Genomic DNA, 15,029 nt, shown 5'->3' with positions numbered 1-15,029 from the left:
ATGGGCCAAGGCTATCGGTTGTGGCCGCGACTGCGGCCCCGACCTGGCATTTAAGCCCACCGGACCCGCCCCCGCGCACGGGCCGGGGCGCGGCGTCCGGCCACCGCCCGCGACGGCGGAGGCCGCCGCCGTACCGGGGTGCGGTACGACGGCGGCCCCGGGATGCCCGCGGTGGCCCCGGGATGCTCAGTGCATCGCGGCCACGGAGGCGCTGGGCGCCTGCCCGTCCGTCGCGGCGGACTTGCGGCGCGGCAGGAACAGCGCCGGGACCAGGCACGCCACGATCAGGACCAGCGCGACCGTGTAGGTGCTGCCGAACGCCTCGGCCAGGGCCGACCTGCCCTGTTCGAGCAGCGTGGGCGGAACCTGGTCGGCGGGCACCTTGCCCTGGACCACGGCGCTGTACGCGCCGGCCGCGGTGCTGTCGAGGACGCGGTTGGTGAAGATGACCGACATGACGGCCGTGCCGATCGACCCGGCGGTCTGCTGCACGATGTTCATCATGGTGGAGCCGCGGGCGATCTGGTGGTCGGTGAGGGTGCTCAGGGCGGCGGACATGATCGGCATCATGGTCACGCCCATGCCCATGCCCATCACGAACAGGGCGCCCAGCAGCACGACGTAGGACGTGTCGGCGCCGACCTGGGTGAAGACCCCCATGCCCGCGCTGATCACCACGATGCCCGCCAGCACCAGCTTGCCGGGCCCCATCTTGTCGGTGAGGCGTCCGCCGATGGGCATGGTCAGCATCGCGCCCAGGCCCTGCGGGGCCAGCAGGAGGCCGGCGTCGAGGGTGTCCTCCTGCCGGACCTGGAGGAAGTAGCTGGGGAACAGCAGCATCGCGCCCATGAAGGCGACCGAGAACAGGGTCATCGTGATCACGGCGATGGTCACGTGACGGTTCTTGAACAGGCTGAGGTCGATGAGCGCGTTCGCCTTGCGCAGGGCGTGCAGCACGAACGCCACCACGAGCACCAGGCCGATCAGGCCGGGCACCAGGACCTTGGCCGCGGCGACGGTGCCTTCCTCCGGGATGGTGGAGACGCCGTAGAGGAAGAGGGCGAGACCCGGCGACAGCAGCAGCATGCCGACGACGTCGAACGGCTCCGACGGCTGCGCGGTGTCCTTGGGCAGGACCTTCCACGCGGCGATCAGGGCGACCGCGCCGATCGGCACGTTGATCAGGAAGATCCACTGCCAGCTGGCCGCGTCGATCAGCCAGCCGCCGAGGATCGGGCCGCCGATCGGGCCCAGCAGCATGGGCACGCCCAGCACGGCCATGACGCGGCCGACGCGCTCCGGCCCGGCGGCGCGGGTCATGATGGTCATGCCGAGCGGCATCAGCATGCCGCCGCCGAGTCCCTGCAACGCGCGGAAGACGATCAGCGGGCCGATGTCCCAGGCGAGACTGCACAGCGCCGATCCGGCGACGAACAGCACGATCGAGGTCAGGTACAGGCGCCGGGTGCCGAACCGGTCCGCGGCCCATCCGGTGATCGGGATGACCGCGGCCAGGGCCAGGGTGTAGGCGGTCATCGTCCAGGCGACGGTGGCGTAGTTCGCGTCGAACTCACGCTGCAGGGTCGGCAGGGCGACGCTGACCACGGTGACGTCGAGGATCGACATGATGGCGCCGATGACGACGACGCCGGCGACCTTGAGGACGCCGCGGTCGAGCTTGTCGCCCGCCCCGGCGCCGGCGGCGGGCCCGGCCGGAGGCGAGCCTGTGTCAGTACTCACGGAAGAGGGTTCCTTGTCAGTAAGCCGATCGTCGGTGCGACCGGCGGTCACCAGCGACAGCTCTGTTCAGGAGGGTGCGTCGGCCTCCGGGAGGCCCGCGACGACGGGAGCCTCGGGCTTCGCCACCGCGCGATGGTAACAACTGTCCGCTTGTAGGAGGAATGAATTTCAATCGACCGGTGTCGGACGCCGCGGTGCCGGTGATTTCACGGATTCCGCCTTCCGACGGGCCCGGTTGACTCGACGTGGACCGACTTCCCGCACGATCTCCGGCGACCGGGAGCACGTGTGCCCGCGGCCGGCACAACGAAGGGAACGCAGACATGTCGACTCGAACCCGCCGCCTGCTCCGCCGCCTGCGCCTGTCCGCCGCGGCGACCGCCTGCGTCGTGGCCGCGGGCGCCGCCGGCGTCCTCTCCTCCCCCGCCTCCGCCGCGACCTCCGTGTTCGGCGAGGACTTCTCCGGCGGGCTCGGCGCCTTCACCTCCACCGGCTCCGTCAGCGCCGCCACGGGCGCCGCCCGGATGAGCGGATCGCTGCTGTCCGACCCGACACTCACCTCGGCGCCCGTCGCGCTGTCGGGCTTCAGCGGCATCTCGGTGTCGTACACCCGGACCGCCTCCGGGCTCGACCTCGGGGAGTCCTTCACCGTGGCGTACTCCGTCGACGGCGGCCCGTTCACCACGCTGGAGTCGGCGCGCACCGCCTCGGGCGCGGCGTCCTTCCCGCTGCCGTCGTCGGCCGACGGACGCACCGTGCGGCTGCGGTTCACGCTGGAAGCGAGCAGCGCCCTGGAGACCCTGACCGTCGACGACGTCCTCGTGCGGGCGGCGGGCGGCGGGAGCGGCGGCCCGACCGATCCCCCGGGCGGATCGCTGCCGCCGGTGAGCGACGTGACCGCGCCCGGGCCGTACGCGGTGACCGTCGACACCACCGCCGGGCCCGGGGACGACGGATGGCTGGTGTACCCGTCGGACGCCGGGCGGGACGGGGTGGACCACCCGGTGCTGGTCTGGGGCCCGGGCGCGGGGTCCGATCCGGCCGCCTACGAGGACATGCTGCGCCAGTGGGCCTCGCACGGCTTCGTGGTCTACAGCGAGGTCTCCTCCAGCGACGGCTCCTACATGGTGGACGCCCTGGACTGGATCGAGGACCGGAACGCGGACCCGGCCGACCCGCTGTACCAGGACGTCGACACCTCCGAGGTGGCCTTCGGCGGCCACTCCCGCGGCTCGATCGGCACGTTCGACGTGGCCGACGACCCGCGGCTGGAGACCACCGTCCACGTGGCCGGCGGCTCCTTCGACGGCAACGGGCCGGACTCCCTCCGCAACCCCGCCCTGTACATCGGCGGTGACGACGACTTCGCGACCTCCAACGTGGAGCGCGACTACACCAACACCGACGTGCCGGTGTGGCTCAACGTCCTGGACGGCACCGACCACATCGCCGCCACGCGCAACGGGCAGCACATCATCACCGCCTGGCTGCGCTGGCACCTCGCCGACGAGGAGTTCCGCCGCACGCGGGACTTCCTCGGCTCCGGCTGCACCTTCTGCGCCCTCGGCGAGACGCGGTACAAGAACTGGTGACAGCGCGACGACCGCCCGGCGCCTCCCCGTCCTCAGACCGGCGGGGCGGTGCCGGCACGTCGGGACGGGACCGGCGGACCACCGTGTCCCGGCCCGCTTCCCGACTGTCCGATGCCTGCCCGGTCGACGACGCGTAGCCTTGGTTCCCTCACGGTGGGAGGGCAGTTGAGCAAGGTCGTCTTCGTGCACGGCGTCGGCAAGCAGTACGCGAGCGAGGATTCGCTGGCACGCGACGTCGTCCCCGAACTCCTCGGCGGCGTACGCCTGGCGGGTGGACCGGTACCCGCCTACGAGGAAGTGGCGATCGCGTTCTACGGCGACCTTTTCCGCCCGCGCGGCACGCGGTCAGGGCTTGACCTTCCCTATGACGAGGGCGATGTCGAGACGGACGAGGAGTTCGCCCTCCTCATGGCGTGGTGGGCCGAGGCGGCACGCGTCGACCCCGCGGTACCCGCCCCGGACCGGGCCGGCACCCGTGGCCCGGCCGGCTGGACCGCCTCACAGGCCCTGCGGCTGGACACGGTGCGCGCCGCACTCGACGCGCTGACCGGCGCGCGCTGTCTGCGCGGGGTGCTGGACCGTGCGCTCATCGGCAGCCTGAAGCAACTCGCCGGGTACCTCACGGACGACACCGTCCGGCAGGCCGCCCGCAGCAGGGTGGCCGCGCGCATCACCGCGGACACGAGGGTCGTGGTCGCCCACTCCCTGGGGTCCGTCGTCGCCTACGAGACGCTCTGCGACCCGGGCCTCGTCGGCGACCGGGACGTCCGCGTGCTGGTGACCCTGGGCTCTCCGCTCGGTATGCGCGCGCTCGTGACGAACCGGCTGGACCCGGCTCCCGAGGGCGGACGGGGCGTCTGGCCCAAGGGCCTGCGGTTCTGGACCAACATCGCCGACAGCACGGACATCGTGTCCGTCGTGCGCGAACTGCGCCCGCTGTTCGGCGAGTGGGTGACCGACGTGCCGGTGTGCAACGGCAGCCACATGCACGACGCGACGCGGTACCTGACGGCGGTGGAGACCGGTCGGGCCGTGGTGGCCGGTCTGCTGTCCTCGCCCCGGTGAGCGGCCGGGCGATGCGCTACCTCGTCGCGGCCGGCACCCGCCGCTATCGCGAGGCGTCGGAGCTCCCCGGCGCCCACGAGGACGTGGAGCGGGCGGTCGAGCTGTTCACCTCCATGGGCTACGAGCGGATCCTGAGGGCCGTGTCGTACGACCCCGCCTCGGCGGAGTTCGAGGACGCCCTGGCCGACTGGTGCCGCACCGCAGACCTGACGGCCGATGACGTCGTGGTCGTGTATTACGCGGGGCACGGCGACCGTTCGCTGTCCGGCCAGTACCGCCTCGCCTGCGCGAACAGCGCTGCGGGCAACCCGCGTTCGTACCTGTCCCTGCGCAACCTGGCCGAGATCCTCGCCACCAGCCCCGCGCGCAGCGTCCTGTTCGTCGTGGACTCCTGCCACGCCGCCGCGGCCACCGGCGAGATCGCCCCGGTCACCAACGCCCTCGTCTCCGCCCGAGGACGTAACGACGGCTTCGGCGCGGGCACCTGGCTGCTCGCCTCGGCCCGCCACCGCGACCTCGCCGACGACGGCGCGTTCGTCGCCGAACTCGCCAAGGCCTGCGCGCAGGGCGACGGTCCGTCGCAGCGGTATCTTTCCCCCAGCGTCCTCGCCGATCGCGTCAACCATGCCTTCGTCGCGGAGGGCCTGCCGCAACGGGCGGCCTGCTCCTCGGTCGACCATTCCGAGCCGCCGCCATTCTTCGACAACCCGTCGTTCGACCCGTACGCCGAGATCGCGGCCCACGGTGGGGTGCTGGGCGACGCCGCGGACCTGGCGTCGCACTTCGAACCGCGAGGGCGAGGCGTGGAGCACGTCCACGACGAAGGCGACTACTTCACGGGCCGGGCCCGGGCGCTGAGGGAAGCGCGGGCCCGTCTCACCGGGGAGGGCCGTGGCAGCCTCCTCGTCGTCACGGCCGATCCGGGCTCGGGGAAGTCGGCCGTGCTGGGGCGCCTCGTCCGCGAGGGCCACGCGGACGTCTCCGTCAACGCCCACCACCTGACCCTGGAGACGGTGGTCGGGCGGCTCGCGGCGGCCGCGGACGTCCAGGCCACGACTCCGGTGGCCCTGTTCACCGCATTGGCCGCCCGGGACCGGCCTTTCCGGGTGGTGGTGGACTCCCTCGACGAGGCGGGTCCCGGCGGTGACAAGGCGGAGGCCCGCCGCATCGCCTGGGAACTGCTGCGCCCGCTCGCGGCGGTGAACTGCGTGCGCCTCCTGGTGGGTTCACGGCGTGAGCTGCTCCCCCACCTGGGTGACCGGCCACCGGTCATCGACCTCGACGACGACGCGTACACCGAGGACACGGACGCGGCCGAGTACGTGGAGAAGATCCTCCGTGACCGGGGCGCTCCGTACGCGGGTCGCCCGGAGGTGGCGCGCCTGGTCTCGGGCGAGGTGGCCCGCCGGGCGGGGCGGTGCTTCCTCGTCGCCCGGATGACCGCCGGCGCGCTGCTGCGCAGCCCTGTCATCGACGTGGGAGTGCCCGGCTGGACGGAGCAGCTCCCGTCCGACGTGGGCGGCGCCTTCGAGGCGTACCTCCAGCGGGTGCCGGCAGCGCGGCAGCAGACGACCGCGGCTCTGCTCACCACCCTCGTGTTCGGGGAGGGTGAAGGGCTGCCGCGCAAGATCTGGGTCCGGGTCGCGGCGCGTCTGTCCGGTCTCGCGCTCGTCGAGGCGGACGTGGACACGCTGCTGGAGGAGGACGGTTCCTACCTGGCCCGTGTCCGGGTGGACGGGGTGTGGGTCTTCCGGGCCTACCACCAGGCGCTGACGGACTACGTCAAGGACCGGGCGCTGCGGGGCAGGGACCTCGCGGACATCCAGGAGTGCTTCGTCGACACGCTGCTGGAGCTGGTGCCGGAGCGTGACTGGTCCCGCGCCCATCCGTATGTGCGACGGCATCTGGCGACCCACGCCGCCGGCGGGGGCGTCCTGGACGACCTGATCGAGGACGCCGCCTACGTCCTCGAGGCCGAACCGTCCACGCTGCTCCCGGCGGTACGGCACGCGGTGCGCCGCATGACCCTCTCCATGGCGGTGGAGCGCTATCTCTACCTGCTCGGGGACGAGGATCCGGCCCGCCTCGACCGGGCGGCGCTGCTCGCGTTCGTGGCGCGCGGCTACGGGGAGCACCCGCTCGCCCGGGAGGCGGAACGGCTGTCCTCGTCCATGGCACGGCTGTGCGTGGAGCCCCGTGAGATCACCCCGCACCGGGTGGTCGGGCGGCATGCCGGGGACGGGTACTCCGTCAGCTTCCTGAGTCATGGCTGGAGGATCAGGGACGTCGTGCTTCCCGACGGGCGCCGCGCGGTGTTCGCGCTGTCCCCGCGGGACTCGGTGGTCCACGCGTGGCTGATCGACTCCCCAGCGCAGTCGACGGTGTTGCCGATCGCTGCCCGCGTACGCGGCCTGACGGTGCTGGCGGGGGCGGCTCGTCCGCCCGAGATCGTCACTCTCGACGCGGCGGGCACGCTCCAGTGCTGGAACGCGGCGGATCAGACGCTTGTCCGCACGCTCCCCGACACGGGGTGGACCCAGCTGTTCGACGCGGGATACCTGGCCGACGGGTCACAGGTCGTCGTCTGCGGCAACGACGAGCGTGTGGCTGCGCTGTCGCTGCCGGACCTGCGGCCCTTGGCCGAGGTGGCCTGCACGACGAGAAGGGAGGACGGCCGGGGCGAATTCGCCACCGGAACCGGGTGTCTTGCGGTGGGCGCCGACGGACACACCCGTCTCCTCCTCTGCGACGGGGCAGCCGGCCGGCTCACTCTGCACTGCCTGGAGGAACCGGGCGATCCCGTCGTCCTGCTCGACGGTCTGGACCATCCCCTTCTCGGCGACCGCGTGCACGGTCCACGAGGAACCGTGGCCGCCGTCGAGGAACCGCTGCGACTCAGCCTGTTCGAGACGGGGTCCGGGAGAACGACCGCCACCCCGGGCCGCGTCAACTCGTGGGACAGGTACGCCTTCGCGTACGGCGGCGACGGCGACCCCGTGCTCGTCACGCTCTCGCCTCCCCGGATCGTCCTCCGGATCGGCGCGGCCCCTCGACGTGTCACCGGAGCCGGCAACGCCATCGTGTACGCGCCCGTCCTGCACGACGACGAGCTGTTCGCCGTCACCACCGGCTTCGGGGGTGACCTCACGGTGGTGAACCACACCACCGGACGCGCCGTCGGCCCACCTCTGCGCGGGCACGAGAGCGCCGTGTGCGCGATCCATGTCCTTCCCGCGCCGGGAACCGACGGCCCTGACGTCCTGACCGTCGGGAACGACGGCACTGCCAGGCTCTGGCCGTGGGGGGCTGCTCGGGAGGGGCCGACGACGGTCCCGTCCGGTGCACGCCCGGAGACGACGCTGCCGCTCGTCAAGATGCTGGCCCCATGGCCGGGTGGGCCGAACGCGGTGACGGCGGTGACGGGCGGCGCCATCCGGCGCGTGGTCGCCGACCTGTCCGACACCGCACAGCCGGCGCCGTCACACTCCCCGGTCGAGCCCCTGGCGGCTTCGTCCCATCCTGGTGTCCCTGGATGCGTCGAGGACCGCGACGGGACACTCCACCTGCTTTCGTGGCAGTACTCGGAAGTGGACGAGCCCGACATCGCCTCCGACCCGGCGGCCTACGCCGTCTGGTACCGGCTGCGGCCGGACCGCGACCCGGAGCGCACGGAATTGAGCTGGCTGCAGGGAGACGTCGGCACCTGTCTGGACGGATGGCTGATTCCGCCCGCGGGCGAGCAGTCACCCGCACGCCTCGTCGGGTTCGACGGTGCGCTCAACCGGGTGACGGTTCTCGACGCGCCGGACGGCGACGGCGAATGGACCGATCTGCCGTGGAGCGTGGACCCGACCCGGGACTCCGTGTGCGCGACCGCCTTCGCCACGGGCGCCGGAGACGTCGTCCTGATGGCTGCTGCCAGGCCGGCGCTGCCGTGGGAATCCACCGTGGGAGGGTACGACGTCAGCGGCCCGCCGGGGGACGAGGCAACCGTGACTTCGGCGCGCCTGTGGAACGTCACCCGGCGCACGTGGCACCGGAGGGACCCTGTCGCGCTCGACCCCGATGTCTGCCACCTGCTCCCCCATCACGGTCGCGACGGGACGAAGTGGGTGATGCAGTGCCGCCACGACGGCTCGGCATCCGTGATCGACATCGAGTCGGGCCGTCGGTTGGTGGTGCACTCCGCGGAGAAGGCGGGAGTGGCCGACCCTCTCGGTTTTCACCACGACTGGGCACGCTGGACCGAGTTGCCGGACGGTACGCCGGTACTGCTGTACCCGATCGCCGACGAGATCACCGAGGACGGAGAGCAGCCCGTCATCGTCTGGCAGGCTTCGGCCCCGGACCGCCCTGCCCGGCTGCCGCTGCCGGTGTCCGAGATCCTGTGGGCCGGGCCCGCCCCCAGTGGTGAAGCCCTCGTGGCGGTGAGCAGCACCCGGGGAATCACCCTCTGCCACCTCGCCGGCGGCGAGACGGTCTGGCACACTCCGCTGCCCGCCCAGGTCACCGCTCTCGTGCCGCTTCGCGGCTCCACCGCCTTCGACCTCGCCGTGGGCACCCAGCAGGGTGTCGTCTTCCTGCGCCCCAGGTTCTCCCCCGCCTGGCGGGACGTGCTCGGTATCACCTGACGCGGACCCGGTCCCCCTCAGCCGGCGTCCGCCGCCGGCGCCGTCGTGAACGGCAGCACCAGGCGGGACGGGTGGTCGGCGTCGCGGTAGATCTTGTGGGTGACCGGGCGGCCCACCGGGAGGTGGAACGCGTCCGGCGGCAGCAGGGAGTTGTGCTCGTCCACGAGCGGCTCGGCGTTGGAGAGCTCGGCGACCAGCCGGTGCCCGGGCAGGAACGTCGCGGCGAACGGGTAGATCCGCAGCACGTACTCCTCGATCCGTCCCGGCTCGACCGGCACCGCGCGGGTGTGCGGGTGGTAGGGGTCGCCCTCGGTGGTGCGCTCCTCGTCCAGCTCGCGGTGCGAGGCCTTGAGGTAGGCGCTGGTGATCAGCTGCCGCTTGCCGCCCGGCGCCTCGTCCCACATCCGCAGGACGAAGTTGGTGTCGCTCTGGTCGATCTCCGCGAAGAGGTGGGCCGCGCCCTGGCCCATCATCTCGGTCGGCTCGGTGAAGGGAGCGGTCGACCAGCGGAGCATCTGCACCGTGTCGGTGACCGTCAGCGGCGCCTGGTAGAAGCCGTCCGGTGCGGCGTACTCGGCGGCCATCGGCTCGGGCTCGGCGGAGAGGCGGCCCCGCGGGCGCAGGTACAGCGGCCGGTGCTCGACCGGCCTCGGCGGCCACTGCGCGCCGGTGACGGTCTCCCGGGATCCCTCGACGTGGACGGTCACCGCCGGCTCGTCCATCACCCCGTTGTCGACGCCCTTGAGCCAGTACTCGTACCAGCGGAACATCTTGTCGTGCTCCTCGACGAAGGGGCGCGACTGCATGGGCGGGTAGGGGCCGATGTCGAGCTTCTTCGGGCCCCTCAGCCGGTGGTAGAGCTCGATGGTGCCGTCCAGGGTCCAGCCGCGGCCCTGGTCGAGCTGGAGCCAGACGGGGATGTCGATGGCCGGCGCGAGGGTGACCGGGTTGCGCTCCTCGTACCACTCGCCGTCGACGTCGTTCATCACGATGTCGAACCAGGCCTCGTGGTTCTTCGGGTAGTTCAGGACGTGGACCAGGTTGGGCCAGGCGGCGATGTCCGGGTCCGCCAGGCGCCGGGCGACCTTCTCCTTGATCTCCTCGGGCGAGAAGGCCTCCAGCATGCGGGACTTGACGCCGTCGGTGAAGGCCCAGCCGGAGTCTCCGCCGCGGCCCTCGCGGGCGGCGCGCGGCATGAACCACATGACGCCGCCGTGGTAGGTGGTCTCGTAGAAGTCGTAGTGGCCGCCGCTGACGAAGATCGCCTTGAGGGACGGGGGCCGCTCGGCGGCGGCGAGCACCTGCATGGAGCCGAAGTAGGAGATGCCGATCATGCCGACGTTGCCGTCGCACCACGGCTGGGCGGCGACCCACTCGATGAAGTCGTAGGCGTCCTGGCCGAGGGGGACGCCGCCGGCGTTGTAGTTGCCGATGTGCTCGCCCTCGGAGGCGCCGGAGCCCCGCAGGTCGCCGATGACGTGGACGTAGCCCTCCTCCACGACCCGCGCGATGTCGCCGGCCTCGATGCAGCCGTCCCACATGGGGCTGGGCCGCCGCTGCGGCGGGGTGGTCAGGGCGAGGGCCTGGAGCTCCTTGCCGTAGGGGCTGAGGGCGACCAGGGCGGGGCGCGGGGCGTCGTCGGTGCCGGCGTAGGCGTCGGCGGCGAGCGTGACGCCGTCGCGCATGGGGACGCGGAGGTCCTTGCGGACGGTGATCGTCCGGCGGCCCGCACGGAGGGTCTGGGTGTCGGTCATCGGTGGTGCTCCTGGGTCACGAGGTCTGCTGGGCTTGCGTGCGGTAGCCGTGCAGGGAGGTGAAGAACGGCGACGGCTCGAGGGTGGGGTCGCCGGCGTAGCCGAGCTCCTCGGCCACCGGGGCGAACGGGGAGTACGGCGAGCCGGTCTCGCGCAGGCCGGCCTCCAGGCAGCGGCGGGCGGCCGCGGCGACACGGCCCTCGGCGGCGAGGCTCTGCCCGATGGCCTCCCGGGCCTCGCGCTCGTCGAGTGCGACGCCGTAGGGCGTGCCGTCGGCGCGGCGGTACGGGTGCCCGAGGAACAGGCGCCGGGGCCGGATCCCGTCGCGCAGGTGCTCCAGGCTGCGGCGGTAGGCGGCGGGGTCGGTGTAGCCGGGGAAGCCGTTGGCGGCCCCGTGGACCTGGACGGCGTCGCCGGTGAACACGTCGCCCTGCCCGTCGAGGACGTAGGCGAGCGAACCGGGCGTGTGCCCGGGGGTCGCGTGCGCGGAGACGGTGACGCCGCCGCCGAGGGAGAGGGACTCGCCGCCGCGCAGCAGCGAGGAGGGTTCCATCTCCCCCGAGATGACGGCGTTCGCGGCGGCCGTCACCTTGGCCTCCCCCTCGGGGTCGGCCAGGTACCGCCCGCGCCCCGCGAGGTATTCCTCGACGTGGGCCCTGCGCGAGCGGAGCATGGGGGCGTCGGCCTCGTGGATCACCACTTTCGCCCGGCGGCCGGTCATCTCCCACAGGGCGTGGGCCCCGCCGACGTGGTCGATGTGACCGTGCGTCAGCAGGATCCAGCGCACGTCCTCGATGCGCCGGCCGATCGCCGCCAGCGCCGGGGCCATGCCCTCGGCGGGCGAGGAGGCGATGCCGGTGTCGACGATCGCCGGCTCGGGTGCGTCGATGTAGAAGCTGTAGAGACCGAACCGTCCCCACGGCGAGACCAGGGGGTGGACGTCGACCGGGCGGGTCATGCGCTCAGGCCTTCCCTGCGATGAAGTCACGGGTGCGCGCGAAGACTTCGTGGTACTCGGGGATCCAGGAGAAGTGCTGGACGAAGCCGTGGCCGGCGCCTTCGTAGCGGGCCACCGTCGCCTCGACTCCGGCCTCCCGCAGCCGCTTGCCGTACAGCTCGCCCTCGTCGCGCATCGGGTCGAACTCGGCGGTGACGACGAGGGCCTTCGGCAGCCCCGAGAGGTCCCCCCGCTTGAGCGGGGAGACCCGCGGGTCGGCCGGGTCGGCGCCGCTGCCGAGGTAGAAGGCGTTGAACGGCTTGAGCCCCGCGGTCTCCAGGCCGTAGCCGGCGGCGTTCTCCCGCAGCGAGGGGTGGCGGTCCTCGTCGAAGTCCAGGTCCAGGGAGGGGTAGTAGAGGATCTGGTGGGTGATCCGGTCGAAGCCCTCGTCGTGGGCCCTGGCCACCACGGCGGCGACGAAGTTGCCGCCGGAGCTGTCGCCGGCGACGGCGAGGGTGGTGCCGTCCCACCCGAGGTCCTCGCCCTGTTCGGCGGCCCAGCGCACGACGGCGTGGCAGTCGTCGAGCCCGGCCGGGAAGGCGGCCTCGGGCGCCAGGCGGTAGCCGACGGAGACGACCGTGAGCCCGGTCTCCTTCGCCAGTGAGCGCGCCACGTGGTCGTGGGTCTCCAGGCTGCCGAGGAAGAACGCGCCGCCGTGGAAGTAGACGATCACGCCGTGGGCGTCGGCCTCGGTGGGGGTGTACACCCGCACCGGTACGTCACCGGAGGCGGTGTGCGCGGTCCGGTCCTCGACGCGGTGCAGCGGCAGGCGCTCGGCGAGGGGGGCGACGTGCGCCTCGTCGCCGGCGCGCATCGCGACCGGGTCGAGCGGGCCCTCGGGCGGGGCGGGCAGGGTGGCGAGGAATCGCGCGATCTCGGGGTGCAGCGGCATGGTTCAGTCCTCCGTCGTCGTGGCGGTCGTCGCGCCGATCTGGCCGGGCTTCTGGCCCGGGAAGACGTCATTGACCTCGTCCTCGGTCCAGCCGTTGCGGGAGATCCGCTGCAACTCGTCCGTGATCGGCTTGCGGTGCGCCTGGAAGGCCGCCAGCGCCTGCTCCACCGATTCGGCGGCGGCGAGCGCGTCGGCGAGGGCGCCCGCGTCGAGGACGGCGGAGTTGGCGCCCTGGCCCTGGTGGTGGCACATCGCGTGGGCGGCGTCGCCGATGAGGACGACGGAGGCGGAGTGCCAGACGTCGACCGGGTCGATGTCGTAGACGGCCCGCACGTTGACGGTGTCCATGTCGAGGTTGCGCGTCATCTCGACGATCCGCTCGTCGAAGCCCTCGACCGTGCGGAGGATGTCCTCCTTGGTCACCGCCGGCGCCCAGGTGCTGTCGGTGTGCAGGGCGGTGATGTCGAAGGAGACCTGGCCGCGGTGGAGCAGCGGCAGCAGGTAGACCTTGGAGCCGCGGCCGATGTACATCCGCAGGTTGCCGTCGGCGACCATGCCGTGGGTGCCGGCCGCGTCGATGACGGCGCGGTAGGCGTGCTCCCCGGCGAAGACGGGCTGCCGGTCGCTGAAGAGCTGCTCGCGGACGACGGAGCGGATGCCGTCGGCGCCGACGACCAGGTCGGCCCTCACGCTCTCGCCGTTGGCGAAGTGCAGGGTGGCCTCGCCGCCCTTGTCCTCGATCCTCTCGAGCTTGTGGCCGAGCTCGACCATGCCCTCGGGCAGTACGCCGACGAGCGCGTCGATGAAGTCGCCGCGGTGGATGAAACGGGTGGTCTCGCCGTAGGCGTCCTTCTCCGGCCACTCCTCGATGGCGATGCGGTGGCAGTCGGCGGTGAGGATCTCGAAGGCGTCGCTGGGCGAGCTGACCGCCTTGACGGCCTCGCCGCTGCCGCGGGTGTTGAACTGGTGCATCGACGACGGGCGCAGGCCGATGCCGGCGCCGACCTCGCGGATCTGGCGTGCCTGCTCGTAGACGGTGACGTTCGCGCCGAGGTCGCTGAGGGCCTTGGCCGCGGCGGCCCCCGCGTAACCGGCGCCGACGACGGCGATGTCGAGGTGGGTGATGTCCATGGTCACGGCTTTCGGTCGGGCTGGATGCTGAGGAAGTCGGCGGGCAGGTCGACGAAGATCCTGGTGATCGTGGCGTCGTCGACGCCGTGCTCGCGGAGAGCCGGGATCAGCACCTCGAAGAGGTAGTTGACGGTGTGGCCCTTGACGCCGGGCCAGCCGAGGGGGCTGCAGTTGGCGTCGGCGGAGGCGAGAACGCTGTCGACCAGGCCGTCGCGCAGGTAGCCGAGGAAGTGGTCCAGGCGTTCCTGCCGGGGGCGGCCCCAGAACGGCGGGTCGGGCAGTTCGAGGTCGTAGCCGAAGGTGTCGAAGCCGATCCGGCCGCCCTGTTCGGCGATCCACCGGTCGCGCACCTTGCCCTGGCTGACGCCGTCGTCGGCGTGCCCGAAGAGCACCCGGTGCAGGGGCAGGCCCTCCTCCCGGAAGATCTCGACGGCGGGCTCGGCGTCGACCGCGAGGTGGGTGAAGACCGGCACGCCGGTCTCCAGCGCGGCCCGCGCGGCGGCGCGGTAGATCCGCAGGTCGAGCTCCTTCATCCGGAAGCCCCGGCTGACGCCGACCTTGATGATGCCCGCCCGGCCGCCGGTGTCGCCGATGCCGACGGTGATCTCGTGGACGAACTGGCGGTAGAGGTAGTCGACGTCGGCGCGCTCGAAGAACGGCAGCGCCGTGTCGCCGCCGACGAAGCCGGTCGAGGCGACGATGTGCACGCCGGTCTTCTCCGAGAGCGACCGGTAGTAGCTGACGTCCCGGCCGTTGCAGATGCCGGTGGCGTCGACGAAGGTGGCGCCGCCGTACGGCAGCGTGTGGTCGTGGAACGCGCGCAGCTTGGGGACGGTCTCCTCGTGGCGCTGCTCCGGCGTCTTCCACCAGCGGGTGTCGAGTTCGGATCCGGGCATGCCGTACCCGATGTGCTCGTGGACGGCGACGAAGCCGAGCTCCTCGGCGGGGACCGGCCCGAGGACGGTGTTGACTCGCGACATAAGCCTTTCAGCCTTCTCTCTTTCAGCGCACCGCGAGGAGGGCGGCGGGGTTCTCGGCCAGCAGCCGCCGGACGTCCTCGTCGCCGAGGCCCTGGCCGCGCAGGGCGGGGACGAAGTCCGTCAGGACATGGGCGTAGGGGACGTCGGTGGCCGGGTGTCCGAAGGCGGCGCCGGTGGCCGAGGAGGAGAGCAGCACGCGGCCGCCCAGGCCGGCGGCCACGAGGCCGGCGACCAGGGCCGCCCGCTC

General features: G+C 72.3%; 9 protein-coding genes and 1 pseudogene. 3 read left to right on the top strand and 7 right to left on the bottom strand.

All coding sequences use genetic code 11. The features are described 5' to 3' along the window. Positions 1–186: 186 nt before the first annotated feature. The gene (locus HW445_RS05505; RefSeq protein WP_180219906.1) at positions 187–1,740 is read right to left on the bottom strand and encodes a DHA2 family efflux MFS transporter permease subunit; all 1,554 of its coding nucleotides are present in this window, start codon (positions 1,738–1,740) and stop codon (positions 187–189) included. Between the two features lie 323 nt (positions 1,741–2,063). On the opposite strand from HW445_RS05505, the gene HW445_RS05500 reads away from it, so the two are divergent. From HW445_RS05500 to HW445_RS05490, 3 genes are all read left to right on the top strand, one after another. Further along, positions 2,064–3,332: a hypothetical protein gene (locus HW445_RS05500; RefSeq protein ID WP_180219905.1), complete on the top strand. Its 1,269-nt coding sequence runs from the start codon at positions 2,064–2,066 to the stop codon at positions 3,330–3,332. A 165-nt stretch (positions 3,333–3,497) separates the two neighbouring features. Then, positions 3,498–4,397, top strand: coding sequence for an antibiotic ABC transporter ATP-binding protein (locus HW445_RS05495; RefSeq protein ID WP_180219904.1), 900 nt, complete (start codon positions 3,498–3,500; stop codon positions 4,395–4,397). Beyond that, a complete protein-coding gene (locus HW445_RS05490; RefSeq protein WP_180219903.1) occupies positions 4,394–9,028 on the top strand; it encodes a caspase family protein in 4,635 nt (1,544 codons plus the stop codon). Before HW445_RS05495 ends, HW445_RS05490 begins: the two co-directional genes overlap by 4 nt. Positions 9,029–9,045: 17 nt before the next feature. On the opposite strand, the gene HW445_RS05485 is transcribed toward HW445_RS05490, so the two are convergent. The 6 genes and pseudogenes from HW445_RS05485 to HW445_RS05460 all read right to left on the bottom strand — a co-directional run. Next, positions 9,046–10,782 (bottom strand): CocE/NonD family hydrolase, encoded by a 1,737-nt coding sequence (locus tag HW445_RS05485; RefSeq protein WP_180219902.1) that lies wholly within the window; start codon positions 10,780–10,782, stop codon positions 9,046–9,048. A gap of 16 nt (positions 10,783–10,798) precedes the next feature. Next, positions 10,799–11,740, bottom strand: coding sequence for an MBL fold metallo-hydrolase (locus HW445_RS05480; protein ID WP_180219901.1), 942 nt, complete (start codon positions 11,738–11,740; stop codon positions 10,799–10,801). A gap of 4 nt (positions 11,741–11,744) precedes the next feature. Further along, on the bottom strand, positions 11,745–12,671 hold the full coding sequence (locus HW445_RS05475; protein ID WP_180219900.1) for an alpha/beta hydrolase: 927 nt from the start codon (positions 12,669–12,671) through the stop codon (positions 11,745–11,747). A 3-nt stretch (positions 12,672–12,674) separates the two neighbouring features. After that, positions 12,675–13,802: an FAD-dependent monooxygenase gene (locus HW445_RS05470; protein ID WP_180219899.1), complete on the bottom strand. Its 1,128-nt coding sequence runs from the start codon at positions 13,800–13,802 to the stop codon at positions 12,675–12,677. 2 nt (positions 13,803–13,804) lie between these two features. Continuing rightward, complete coding sequence (locus tag HW445_RS05465) at positions 13,805–14,782, bottom strand: phosphotriesterase (protein ID WP_180219898.1); 978 nt, start codon at positions 14,780–14,782, stop codon at positions 13,805–13,807. A 22-nt stretch (positions 14,783–14,804) separates the two neighbouring features. Further along, positions 14,805–15,029 (bottom strand): annotated as a pseudogene (locus HW445_RS05460) (phosphotriesterase-related protein); the annotation flags it as partial.

The sequence above is a fragment of the Streptomyces sp. UH6 genome (assembly GCF_013421635.1).
In the GTDB taxonomy this organism is placed as follows: Bacteria; Actinomycetota; Actinomycetes; order Streptomycetales; family Streptomycetaceae; genus Streptomyces; species Streptomyces abyssomicinicus.
The sequence above is the reverse complement of the archived record's forward strand: the minus strand, read 5'-3'. Positions and strand labels throughout refer to the sequence as shown.